Source organism: Rheinheimera sp. (assembly GCF_030824435.1).
Taxonomy (GTDB): domain Bacteria; phylum Pseudomonadota; class Gammaproteobacteria; order Enterobacterales; family Alteromonadaceae; genus Pararheinheimera.
Window position 1 is genome coordinate 44,911 of record NZ_JAVBXS010000034.1, and the last position, 12,423, is coordinate 57,333.

Consider the following 12,423-nt stretch of genomic DNA (forward strand, 5'->3'; position numbering starts at 1 on the left):
TTAGCAGAAGGATAATTAAAACAATGGCTTTACCTATTCCTTATGCAGTAACTGATGTTGCTGCAGCTCTTTTGGACCCGCAGGCAGATGCTTTTATTCTGGTCGCCGCAGACCCGATGTCAGTACCAGACGCAGCCTTGGCTCAGTTTATCCGCCAGGCCGCAGGTATAGATAAGCGTGTTGGCAACGAAACCCTGTTATTACATTGCGCGCTGGTGCCAGGACAGAAATTAATCATTGCGCCTTCAGGTGCTTTGCATCGTGATTTTGACGATGTGCGCTGTTTTGCTGATGTTGCTAAACAGGCCGTAACTTTGGCCAAAAATGCCGGCGCACGTTGCCCTGTGGTTTGGGTGCAGGCGCCGGCGGAACATACTTATTCCAGAGCCACCGAAGTGGTTTATCTGGCGATGGCACAGGCCTTGTGGCAGCCGCTGGAAGGTCGTGAAGCTTTAGGACAGGACAAAGTAGAGCCTGTGGCTGCTATTGGTGTTGTTGGTATTGACGAGACTGAAGCACATTATTTATCTGCAGTGGAGGCAGGCCGGCGCCTGGCCCGCGATTTATGCGGCACCGAGCCTGAGCGTATGGCGCCACGCCGTTTTGCGGATTATTGTGTAAAAGCTTTTGACGGCAGCGCAGTGCGGGTTCAGGTTGAAACCGATGTTGATAAATTATTGGCTGAATATCCATTATTAATGGCCGTTGCCCGCAGCTCGTTGCAGGTTGACCGGCATAAGCCAGCAGTGATCCGGCTGGAGTATCAGGGCGAAGGTGAAATTACCGAAACGCTGTTATTTGCCGGTAAAGGCCTGGTGTATGACACTGGCGGCGCCGATTTAAAAATTAACGGTGGTATGGCGGGTATGAGCCGGGATAAAGGTGGTGCTGCTGCTGTTGCCGGTTTTATGCAGAGTATTGCACTGCTCAAACCAAAAGGTATCCGGGTGATTGCGGAAATTGGTGCTGTACGCAACAGCATTGGTTCAGACGCTTTTGTACCTGATGAAATTATTAAAAGTCATGCCGGCGTGCGGGTTCGTATCGGCAATACAGATGCAGAAGGCCGCCTGGTGCTGGCCGATTTAATGTCGCATCTGCGTGAAGATGCAGCGAAGGCTGTGAATCCGACTTTGTTCTCTGTGGCAACCTTAACTGGTCATGCCGCCCGTGCTGTTGGTCCTTATACTGCATTGGTGGAAAATGGTGCTGCACTGCGTCGTCACTTATCGGCGAAGCTTGCTGCTGTTGGTGATATCTGGGGTGACCCAAGTGAAGTGTCACGCAGTCGCCGGGAAGATTTCAGTTTTATCAAAGCAAGAAGTTGTGCTGATGATGTGTTGAGCTGCAATAACGCACCTTCCTCTGTGACTGCCCGTGGTCACCAGTTCCCTATGGCGTTCCTGGTGGTCGCTTCAGGGCTGGATCAGGCTTCGGCACAAGCGGCGACTCCGTTACCTTATGTGCATATTGATATTGCCGGTAGTGGAGTTGACGGTGGCGACTGGCAACATGGTAAACCTTCTGCGTCCCCTGTGGTGGCTTTAGCCGCACATTACCTGCTGTAAATTTGTGCTGAAACAATAACCTGCATTGTCTCTGTCAATGCAGGGTATTGTTGATCCAATTCCCTCTCCTGGTTGTATTGTCTTGCTGTTGTTTTTATTTTAGTAATTGCTGAATCAAAACCTGCCTGCAGGTTTTTTAAGCGGCAAATGTCTACCTTAGGAGCTTTTATGCGTTTGTTTACAGTTTTGGCAGTATCACTACTGGCGTTTTATAGCATGGCAGCGGAAAAAGACCGTTTTGCAGATGTGCAAATTCAGGCAAAACCGCTGGCCGGGAACATTTATATGCTGACAGGTTCAGGTGGCAATATGGCGGCTGTGACAGGGCCACAAGGCGTGTTATTGGTAGACGCTCAGTTTGCTGAACTTGCTGCAAAAATTCAGACAACACTGCAGGAGATTTCTGCCAACGGCAAAATTGCCACCCTGGTGAACACACACCACCACGCAGACCATGTCAGTGGCAACAAGGTGCTGGGGCAGGGCGTTGCTATTATTGCTCACCAGAACGTTTATCAACGTTTAAAGACCGATGAAAAATTTGATAAAAAAGGTTTACCTACTGTGCTGTTGCAACAGCCGCTGGCGCTGAATATCAATAATGTGGCGCTGGAGCTTATTCCAATGCCGGTCAGTCATACCGATGGTGATTTGGTGGTGTGGTTTAAAGAAGCGAATGTGCTGCATACCGGCGATTTGATGTTTGCAGGCCGTTTTCCTTTTATTGATGTCAAAAGTGGCGGTTCTGTTGCAGGTTATATTGAAAACACCAAACAGCTGATCGCAAAAATTGACGACCAGACCCAGGTGATACCAGGTCACGGTGAGCTCACCGATAAAGCAGGCCTTCGCCAAAGTTTGTTGATGATGGAGCAGACGCTGGCTTTGGTGCAGTCTTATAAAAAAGCAGGTCTGAGTCTGGAGCAAGCCGTAGCAAAAGGTTTGGGTGATAAATATAAAAGCTGGCACTGGAATTTTATTACGGAACAACGCTGGATAGAAACTTTATACCAGGCGGAATAACAACAAAGACTGAGGCTTTTTTGTATTTTTGCCGGCCAATAGCTGAGGCTGATCAGACCGCTATTGACCGGCCAGCAGTTGTTGTTGCCGTATCAGCCCGCCTGTAACAGCTATCAGCAACAGCGAACAGTGGAGAATAGCCTGATAAAGCTGTTGTGAGTGGCGGCATAGCTCGGTATGCTGCTTATATCTAAGCATAAACAGTTGGTAACGGACCCAGGGACAGATGAGATTACGCGAAACGCTGGTGATTTACATGTTTCCGTTATTGGTGCTGCCCACTGTATTATTCGGCTACCTTGCTTATCATTTCAGTTCTTCCAGTTATTCACAACAAGCCTTTATTCAGGTCGCCCGCCACCTGGGTGCACAACAACAAAAAATTGAACAATTTTTCAGTACTCAGCAGCAGGTGTTGTCCACTCTGGTGCAAACGGATCAATTGCAGCAGTACCTGAAAACAGGGGCTGCAGTGGACGCTCAGAACCTCAATCTGTTGCTGGAACGTATGCAACAAAGAGACAACGACCTGCAGCAAATCAGATTGTTAAAGCTCAATGGCGAAATCAGTTTGTCAGTGCCGTCATTACATTTGCCTAATCAGGGCAATCAACGTTTTCGCAGTAATTATTTTTCCTTTTTACAGGCCATGGTGGAAGATCAGGGCATTTTTATCGCCAGAGAAACCGATCTGAATGAACTGAAAGTGGTGGTCGCGCAAAAAGTGTATCAGCCAGCCCAAAGTAGTGCCGACTTAAACCGGCTCTGGGGTTATTTGGTGATCAGCCTGGATCTGCGGCTGCTGGATCTGGTTGTGCAGAATAAGTTATTAAATCAACATGTAAATTTACTGGTCAGTAATACAGGTGTCATTGCCTATTCGGATAAAGTAAATCTGATAGGCAGTGCTTTTGCCCCAACCAATTTCCGCCAGATCCAACAGGCCATTGATGCAGACAAACTGCATCAGGTGACTTTGCTTGGTAAACCTATGCTGGTACTGGCAGGTCAATTGCCGGGCGACTTTATGTTGCTCAGTGCCCTGGATGAAAAAGAGTTATTGGCTGAACATGACCTGTTACCTGTGTTGTTGTTCAGTGGCAGTTTAATTTTTGCAATAGGTTTGCCGCTGCTTTGTTATTGGCTATTGGTGAAATACATTTTTGAACCAATTAAAGTGCTGACCGAAGCAAAAACTGCAGTAGGCCGTGGTGATCTCAGCACCTTATTGACGGTAACAAAACAGGATGAACTGGGTGACATGTTTGCCGCTTTTAATGTCATGGTGCGCCAGCTAAGGGTGTATCGTGAAAGAGAAAGGGCTTATAAACAGTTGCTGGAAGACAAGGTACAACAAAGGACTCAGGATCTGGCATTGGCCAACAGCAATCTGGCTCAGGCCAACCAGGAACTGATCCAGGCACGCGAAACCGCCGAACAAGCAAACCGGCTGAAGAGTGTGTTTCTGGCCAATATGAGTCATGAAATCCGCACCCCGCTTACTGCCATTATTGGTTTTAGCGAACAGGCGCTGGTGGAAACCGACAAAGAAAAGCTGGCTGATTATCTGCAGCGGGTTTTGCGTAGTGGTGATCACTTGTTAAGCCTGATTAATGACATTCTTGATTTATCAAAAATTGAAGCGGAAAAACTTGAGCTTTCCAGCCAGACTTTTAACTTCCTGCAAATGCTGGACGATATATATCAACAAACCCAAAGTCAGGCCGAAGCCAAGCAATTGCAGTGTCTGCTGGAATTAAATTATCCGTTGCCACAGTTTTTGCGTACCGACGAACTGAGATTTCGCCAGGTGTTATTAAATCTGACCAGCAATGCCCTGAAGTTTACCCAGCGTGGCAAAGTGGTGATCCACGTCAGTTATCTGGTGGGGCAGGAGCAGCTGGTGATCAAAATTAAAGATACCGGCATTGGTATGAGCTCCGAAGAGCTGGGCAAATTATTTCAGCCTTTTGTGCAGGCTGATGCCACTGTGACCCGCAATTTTGGTGGCACTGGCCTTGGTCTGGTGATTTCGAAAAAGCTGATGCAGGAAATGCAGGGTGACATCAGGGTGGAAAGTGTAAAAGGCATCGGCAGTTGTTTTGAAATTATCATGAACTGTGAAACACAACATCTGAGTCTGGTGGACAGTTATGAACAACCTGTCGGCCAGAACCTTGAACCTGAAGCTATTCACAGTCACAAGGTGAAGGTGCTGGTGGCTGAAGACAACACCGACAACCAGTTGCTGGTTTCAGTGTTACTGCGCAAAATTGACGCTGAATTTACCATGGTTTCCAATGGTCATCAGGCGGTAGAACAATTGTTGCGCCATGAATTTGACCTGGTATTTATGGATATGCAAATGCCGGAAATGGGTGGAGAAGAAGCCACCAGATTGATTCGTCATGCCGGCATTGAGGTGCCTGTGGTGGCCTTAACTGCTAACGTGATGCGGGAAGATCATCAGAGATATTTGCAGGCCGGTTGTCAGGCGCTGCTGGCAAAACCGATAGTACAAAAGGACTTTTACGCCATGATTAAACAATACACCCACAAAGAACGCACACTGGAAGAAGAATTAGCCATGCGGTTGGAACAGGACCCGGCCATTATTGCGTTAAAACGTGACTTTGCTGAACGTTTGCCGGCACAACTTGATGATCTGCAACAACTGCAGCAACAAGGTGATCTGGCAAAATTACAATATGAAGCCCACAGTCTGAAAGGTTGTGCCGGCAGCATGGGATTTCCGGAAATTACCCAACTGGCTGCAGAACTTGAATTGTCGGCCAAAACAGCGGATGTGCTGGCATGTCAGCTGTTGATCAGCAGAATGCAGCAGTCTGTCAGACCCAAATCCGGGGTTCAGGCTTAACCCCGCAGTTACAGAAGTATATATGAATCAACTTTTTGAATTACATCCGCAGCTGGCGAAAGATTCGGTCTGGCTGGCTGACTGGCCTTTGTGCCAGCTAAGATTAATCAAGGATAAAAACTATCCATGGTTTTTGCTGGTACCAAGACGCAGTGGTGCCCGCGACATTATTGATTTATCCGCCGAAGATCAGCTGATGTTATGGCAGGAAAGCAGTCGTCTCAGTCTGTTATTACGTGATGAATATCACCCTGACAAACTGAATGTGGCAGCCCTTGGCAATATGGTGCCACAACTGCATTTACATCATATAGCGCGTTTTAGCGCTGATCTTGCCTGGCCTGCGCCTGTGTGGGGTAAACATGCTCCAATGCCATACCAGGATGCTGAGCTGGTAACTTTATGTCAGCGCTGGGCTGTCCTGGCACAACAAGGGAACTGATATGTCTGCACAACATGCATTAATGACATTGCTGATGGAAAAACTGGCCACCAATATGCTGGTACTACCCACTTTGCCGGAAATTGCGGTACGGGTACGCCAGGCAGCTGATGATCCCGATATTAATCTGCATGCGATGTCTGAAGTGATTGCATTGGATCCGGCGCTGGCGGCACGGATGATCAAAATTGCCAACAGCGCTTTTATCGGACGCAGTATCAAAGTGTCAACGCTGAATCAGGCTGTTACCCGAATTGGCTTAAGCCAGGTGAAAAATATTGCCACTGCGATGGCGCTGGAACAACTCTTTATCAGCCATACCGCGGAAGTTGCGGCCACTATGGCCGATTTATGGCGTGACACTGTGCAGGTGACCTGTGTGGCTATGTCGTGCCTGAAAATGTATTTACCCAAACATAAACACGATAACCTGAATCTTGATACTTTGACATTGGCGGCGCTGGTGCATCGTATTGGGGTGTTGCCTATTCTGGTGGAAGCGGAAAAATACCCGGAAGTGTTTGCCGAGCCGGCTTTTCTACAAAAAGCGACCGAAGAGCTGGCGTCCCGTATTGGAGTGGCCATTATGCGACGCTGGGATTTTGCTGAGACCTTTATTGAAGTGGTCAGCCAGTGGCGGCAACCTTTGTGTGACGACACTGTGCACTACACCGATTTTGTCCGGCTTGGACTGTTATCGTTAGACTTTTACCGTGACAGAAGAGACAGCGACAGGCTGATAGAACATTATCTGAAACAAGGGCTTATTCCTAACCGCAATTTTATGCAGGACCCTCAGATCGCCGACGCTGTGGCAGAAGCCAAAACTTTGTTTATGTAACAACATTCCGATTGGGCTGGCCACAACCTCAGTCTGAGCTGATGGCTACCTACCAACCCAAACAAAAAAGCCACTGCTGTTCACAGTGGCTTTTTCATCTGATTTTATTAGGGTCTGTTGACCATCGGGGGTATGTTTTTGCAGCTGTTCGGCTGGCATTTATACCAGGCAGCGTCCGCGATGTGTAGTTATTCTACATGAGCGGACGCTAACGCCGTAAAAAGGTCAGCCAAACGCTGCCCGAAGGGTTCAACCGGGAAGACGCCAGCCCTTTGTGGCCTGCATGGATGCAGGTCAGGGGCGTGAGCAGGACGCGCAAGCTTCACTCGTCACTCGCTTAGACGGCAAGCCGGGCACCGCGTGCTTCGTGGCTCCTTGCGCGGGCTGGCGGCTCCAGATTGAACAAAATTCACACACCAAAGGTCAACAGCCCTTGGTAAATTGTGTTTTATTCAGCGCTGACCGACTGGCGAATGGCCTTTAACACAGTGGCCAGCTCGTTTGCCATCACAAGCAAATCTGCATCCAGACGCAACACCATGTCATCCCAGCCCAATTCATCATTGCTATTGGCCAGCATTTCATGAAACCGCAGTTTTTTCAGGCTGCCATCTTCACACACCATCAGACTGATTTGGTTTTCCAGCGCCAGCTCCAGTTTGGTCACCAGCTTGTCTTCCAGATGACTTTGTACTTCAGCTGCTGTCAGCAGGTGATTGCTGAATTTGACTTTGGCACCTTCTTCATCCGGCGCTTTGAGTTCAGCTTCGTTGCCGAGCACAAAACCTTGTGGCAGGCCGGTATTGGTTAACCACTGTTGCATCGCCAGATTTAGCTGATTCTGGTCAATCCAGGGTAACGCCGGTAATGAGCCTAAAGTCTTACGTAATAAACTTAACACTTCCTCAGCACGACCCGCTGAGCTGCTATTGACGATAAACCATTGATTTTGGGCATCATATAAAGCTGTGGTGACACTGGAGCGGCTAAAGGCGCGTGGTAACAACATTTGCACCAGCTCTTCTTTTAAGGCGTTTTTTTCTTTGCGGCCAAGTGGCCGGCCTTTTTCCGCTTCCAGCGCATCAATTTTCGGTTGCAACTCTTCGTTAATCACAGCCGCAGGCAACACTTTTTCCTGACGTTTCACCGCGAATAAATGCAAATGCGCCTGCTGGTGGTGATATTGTTTGATGCTGTGATGCAGCGGATAGGTAAAACCCATTTTAACGGCTTCCTGGCCGGTGCAGGGGCTGAATTTATGCTCTTGCAGTGCACGTTCCAGTGCTTCGGGTTCCAGATTTAACGCTTCGGTAATTTGATAAACACGCAGATTTTTAAACCACATAACTCACTTCACATCGGATCCAGGCAAAAAAAGCAGTATACCTGTAACAGTGCGGGGCACAACCTGCAGTTGGCGTCCGACTGGCCGGATGCTGAAGATTACAGCAATAACAGCGCAGTAAACTGCGCCTTTTTATGAGCGTTTCAGCATTTTCGGAAAGCGGATATGGTACGCCAGGCCATGACCTGGTTCACTTTTCACCTGAATACTTCCGCCTAAAGTCTGGCGCACCAGATTGTAGGTAATATGTGTGCCCAGGCCACTGCCTCCCTGGTCTCTTTTGGTGGTAAAAAATGGATGGAACAGTTTTTCCAGCTGCTCAGGCGTCAGGCCCTTGCCATTGTCGGCGTAGTTAATATCCACCACATTGCCTTCATCCACCACAGTGATATTGATATTCCCTTCTTCCATCTCTTCAAAACCATGGATCAGCGAATTCATCAGCAAATTGGTAAAAATCTGCGAAATAGCGCCGGCCGGACAACTTAAGGTCAGGTTTTCCGGGCAATTCACTTCAATATGATGTTTGGTCTTTTTAAAATGCGGCTGCAATGAACGGATAATTTCATTGAGATATTCATGCAGTTGTATAGTGCGGATAGCTTCGCTGGTCTGATCCACCGCAATTTGTTTAAAGCTGGCAATCAGCTCAGAAGCGCGGATAAGGTTGGTATTTAAAAGTTCTGTGCCTTGTTTGGCTTCTTCAATAAAATGTTCCAGCGCCTTGGGTGACAGACTTTTTTCCTGATAGGCATGTTCAAGTGCCGCCAATTTTTCTGCCAGAAAACTGGTGGCTGTGACACCGATACCAACAGGTGTATTCACTTCGTGGGTAATGCCTGCCACCAGACCACCTAAAGCGGCCATTTTTTCTGATTGCACCAACCGGTCCTGCGCCTGACGTAAGTCATTAACCAGCTTTTCCAGCTCTGTTTGTTTGCTGCGCAACGCTTCTTCAGTGTGGCGGCGGCGTTCAATTTCTTCACGCAAAGCTTGTTGTTTTACTTCAAGCTCTTGCTTTTGTTGCTGTAAATCCATCATGGCCTGACTCAGGCCAGAAGTTTTGCGTGCAACTTCCTGCTCGAGAATAAGATTATGCTGGTCGAGTTTTTCGTTGGACTGCAACAGTTGTTTTTGGGTGTTTTCCAGCTGACCTTTGTAATCCTGTACCCTGGCTATCAGGCGGTTAAAAGCGTCGGCCATCACGCTCAGTTCGTTGGTATCGCCGTGCTGAATTTCTACCTTGGCGCCGTCCAGGTTATCCAGTTCCAATTCTTCAATCTGCTGGGTCAGTTCTGCCAAAGGAAGAGTCAGTTGTTTGCGAAAAGCGATTAAAAACAAAATAATCAAAAATGTAGTTTTCAGCAGCGCGTTACCAATCAGGAAATAAATACCCACTTTAATTCTGTCCAGCACTATGGTGCGGCTGGAGAACAAGGTGACATCACCCACCTGAGTGGCACGGCCGGAAAATTCAAAAATCAGCGGAAAGGTATAACCAAATAAACCGGATTGTTGTTCGGTCAGACGCACCCCTTCTTTCACCAGCTGATTGCTGTACCTTTCGCTAATGTCGACATACTGGCCAAGCTGGGTGATCACAGCGCCGCTGTCGTCACGTACTATGATGCCTTCAATAGAAGGAATAGCCAGCAGACCGTCAGCAATAATTAAAGCCTGAGTGGTGTTCAGCTCCCAGATAGCGCGGGTTAAGCTGCCGGAGATGGTTTGTTGAAGGGTGGACAGTTCGCCGTTGATATGATTTTTGGTATTAAAGTACTCTGCAACAATCTGACCTACAGTGACGACAAAAGTTAAAATAAAATAAACCGACAAAACTTTGGTCAGCAGTTTTCTGGATAAACTTTTTTGCTGCATCTGACTACCTGTGCTTTCAGCGGGGTGTGTATCACCTGATGCTGTAAAATTAGCTAAAAAAAACAACAATTAAAATAGCAAAATCAGATTAAGTTCCGCCATTTACTACTTTATGTCAATTCACTGGTATTTCGCCGCTATTTATCAGGTTTTTTCCACCGAACTATAGCTGAGATTTATCTTTGTCGAAAATCACAGCGGTATTGTTAATAGAAACGCAAAGCTGTGTCGATTTATTGGCGATCTGTTGCATTAGGCGGGTCAACTGGTTATATTTTGCCCGTAACTTCGCATAAATATTAGAATTATTATAACGGAGCTTTAGCGAATGGCGTTGCCGGTACTAATTTGTGATGACTCTATACTGGCGCGTAAGCAAGTACGTAAAAGTTTGCCAGAATCTTTTGATGCCGAGTTTCAAACCGCAGCCAATGGGCTGGAAGCTTTGACCATTTTACGTAGTCAGGAAATTGGTTTGGTTTTTCTTGATTTAACCATGCCGGAACTGGATGGCATCGGTGTGCTTGAAGCGATCAAAGCCGAACATATCGATTGTTTTGTTATTGTGATTTCTGCCGATATTCAACCAGAGATGCAAAAGCGGGTGATGGAGCTTGGTGCTCTGGCTTTTATTCATAAACCGGTGAATGAAGAAAAGCTCAGCGGCATCTTAAAACAATACGGATTGATATGACCAATCTCGGCTTTAGCGAAGAACAACGCGACTGTTTGCAGGAAATTATCAATGTCGCTATGGGGTTAGCCAGCGATAAACTGGCGCGTTTTCTGAATACTTTTGTGCACTTAAGAGTGCCTTCTATTGCTTTGGTGGGCGCCAGCCTTATTCCGGCTGAGTTTGAAAGCCGTTACCGCGACACTGAAGCTGCTTTGGTCAGTCAGGGTTTTTTTGGCAATGAAGGGGTGCGTGGTGAAGCCATAGTGCTTTATCAGATGGAAAACGCCCATAAAATTTCAGCGTTGTTAGGTTATGACGTGGGGGATGTGTCTGAAATTGAGATGCTTACCGATATCAGCTCTATTTTAACCACCACCTTTTTAAACGGTTTAGCCCAGCAGCTGGAAAACAGTTTGTCCTACAGTGCGCCCAGAGTCTTGTCATCAACTAATGGTGATTTATCCGGCATGCTGAAAAATACCTCTTTTCACTGGGAACACGCTTTAAAAGTGGATATCAGCTATCAGCTGGTTGATCACTCTTTTAACTGCGACATGATTTTGTTGATCCCTGGTGAAGCCGTCAGCAATATTAAAACAATTCTTGATCGGATCCTGGAAGCTTATTGATGTCTCAAGCCTGGTTAAGTAGTCCCATCCTGGCGCAACTCAACAGCGGCGTAATAGTGATAGATGATGAATACCAAATTCATTATGTAAATGCCTTTATTGAACGCCATGCCAGTGTGCAGTTAACTGACATTCAGGGAAAATCATTATTCAGTGTTTTTGCCGATTTACCCGAAGCCTGGCTCAAACGTAAACTGATGAGTGTGCTGGATTTAAAAACACCGGCTTTTAGCAGCTGGGAGCAACGCCAGTATATTTTTAAGTTGCCCCATTTGCGTCCTATCACCAGCGCCAGCCAATATATGGCGCAAAATTGCACTATGTTACCGCTTGAAGCTTCGCACACTGAACAACAGCTGATCTGTATTTTGATTGAAGACGCCACCGATGCTTTTGTGTATCAACAACATCTGAGTAAAACGCTGATTGAACTGGAAAAAGCCAACCGACAGGATGGCCTGACCAAGGTATTAAACCGCCGCTTCTGGGAAGAACAGCTCAAACAGGAAATTCACCGGGCGCAGCGTTACCAGCATCCGTTGTCGTTATTGTTGTTTGATTTGGATAAATTTAAAGATTTAAACGACAAATATGGCCACTTAGGCGGTGATTTTGTGTTGGTGGAGCTGGCTTCATTTATTAGCAGTCTGCTAAGAGACTCTGATTTATTAGGTCGTTATGGCGGTGAAGAGTTTGGCATTATTTTGCCGGACACACCTCTTGCAGGTGCAGTGGAAGTTGCAGAACGTATTTGCAAAGCCGTTGCTGAACATCCGATGTTGTTTAATCAGCAAACCATTCGTGCCAGTGTCAGTATTGGCGTTGCCGAATTTGCCCCAAAACAACATCTGTTGCATGACGATTTAATCCGCTCTGCCGATATCGCACTTTATAACGCCAAAAGAGCCGGCCGTAACAGAGCCTGTATTTTCCAGCACGGTTTAAGCGACTATCAGAAAAAGGCCAATTAAAGTACCCATTTCGTTGTAACTGAAGAACATTTGAAAGTTTTCTAAACATTTAGATTGACAGACGTCTAAAACTTTGAGCATATAGACAGTATGAAAACTACACATATCAATACCACCACCATTATTATCACCACCACCCTTACCGGGTAGGAGGTCGGCGGCGTATTGTCTT

The 12,423-nt window shown here is 47.0% G+C and carries 10 protein-coding genes; 8 read left to right on the top strand and 2 right to left on the bottom strand.

Annotation, left to right across the window (positions count from 1 at the left end; translation table 11 throughout):
- Positions 1 to 23 precede the first annotated feature (23 nt).
- From RCH83_RS08825 to RCH83_RS08845, 5 genes are all read left to right on the top strand, one after another.
- Positions 24 to 1,568: a leucyl aminopeptidase family protein gene (locus RCH83_RS08825; protein ID WP_306521100.1), complete on the top strand. Its 1,545-nt coding sequence runs from the start codon at positions 24 to 26 to the stop codon at positions 1,566 to 1,568.
- Between the two features lie 168 nt (positions 1,569 to 1,736).
- Complete coding sequence (locus RCH83_RS08830; RefSeq protein WP_306521102.1) at positions 1,737 to 2,591, top strand: MBL fold metallo-hydrolase; 855 nt, start codon at positions 1,737 to 1,739, stop codon at positions 2,589 to 2,591.
- A gap of 226 nt (positions 2,592 to 2,817) precedes the next feature.
- Positions 2,818 to 5,469, top strand: coding sequence for an ATP-binding protein (locus RCH83_RS08835; protein ID WP_306521104.1), 2,652 nt, complete (start codon positions 2,818 to 2,820; stop codon positions 5,467 to 5,469).
- A gap of 22 nt (positions 5,470 to 5,491) precedes the next feature.
- A complete protein-coding gene (locus RCH83_RS08840; protein ID WP_306521106.1) occupies positions 5,492 to 5,911 on the top strand; it encodes an HIT domain-containing protein in 420 nt (139 codons plus the stop codon).
- Between the two features lies 1 nt (position 5,912).
- Positions 5,913 to 6,752 carry an HDOD domain-containing protein gene (locus RCH83_RS08845; protein ID WP_306521108.1) on the top strand — a complete coding sequence of 280 codons (840 nt, stop codon included), beginning with the start codon at positions 5,913 to 5,915 and terminating at the stop codon, positions 6,750 to 6,752.
- A 448-nt stretch (positions 6,753 to 7,200) separates the two neighbouring features.
- Here RCH83_RS08845 and RCH83_RS08850 read toward each other — a convergent pair whose 3' ends face one another.
- Both RCH83_RS08850 and RCH83_RS08855 read right to left on the bottom strand, forming a co-directional pair.
- Positions 7,201 to 8,097: a recombination-associated protein RdgC gene (locus RCH83_RS08850; RefSeq protein ID WP_306521110.1), complete on the bottom strand. Its 897-nt coding sequence runs from the start codon at positions 8,095 to 8,097 to the stop codon at positions 7,201 to 7,203.
- A 132-nt stretch (positions 8,098 to 8,229) separates the two neighbouring features.
- Positions 8,230 to 9,975, bottom strand: a complete 1,746-nt coding sequence (locus RCH83_RS08855) for an ATP-binding protein (protein ID WP_306521112.1) — start codon at positions 9,973 to 9,975, stop codon at positions 8,230 to 8,232.
- Positions 9,976 to 10,303: 328 nt separating this feature from the next.
- Between RCH83_RS08855 and RCH83_RS08860 the strand changes: the two genes are divergently transcribed.
- From RCH83_RS08860 to RCH83_RS08870, 3 genes are read left to right on the top strand one after another with little or no spacing between them, the layout of a single operon-like run.
- Positions 10,304 to 10,669, top strand: coding sequence for a response regulator (locus RCH83_RS08860; protein ID WP_306521114.1), 366 nt, complete (start codon positions 10,304 to 10,306; stop codon positions 10,667 to 10,669).
- A complete protein-coding gene (locus tag RCH83_RS08865; protein ID WP_306521116.1) occupies positions 10,666 to 11,280 on the top strand; it encodes a chemotaxis protein in 615 nt (204 codons plus the stop codon). Before RCH83_RS08860 ends, RCH83_RS08865 begins: the two co-directional genes overlap by 4 nt.
- The gene (locus tag RCH83_RS08870) at positions 11,280 to 12,251 is read left to right on the top strand and encodes a sensor domain-containing diguanylate cyclase (protein ID WP_306521118.1); all 972 of its coding nucleotides are present in this window, start codon (positions 11,280 to 11,282) and stop codon (positions 12,249 to 12,251) included. The genes RCH83_RS08865 and RCH83_RS08870 overlap by 1 nt, the downstream gene beginning before the upstream one ends.
- The last annotated feature ends 172 nt before the right edge of the window (positions 12,252 to 12,423 follow it).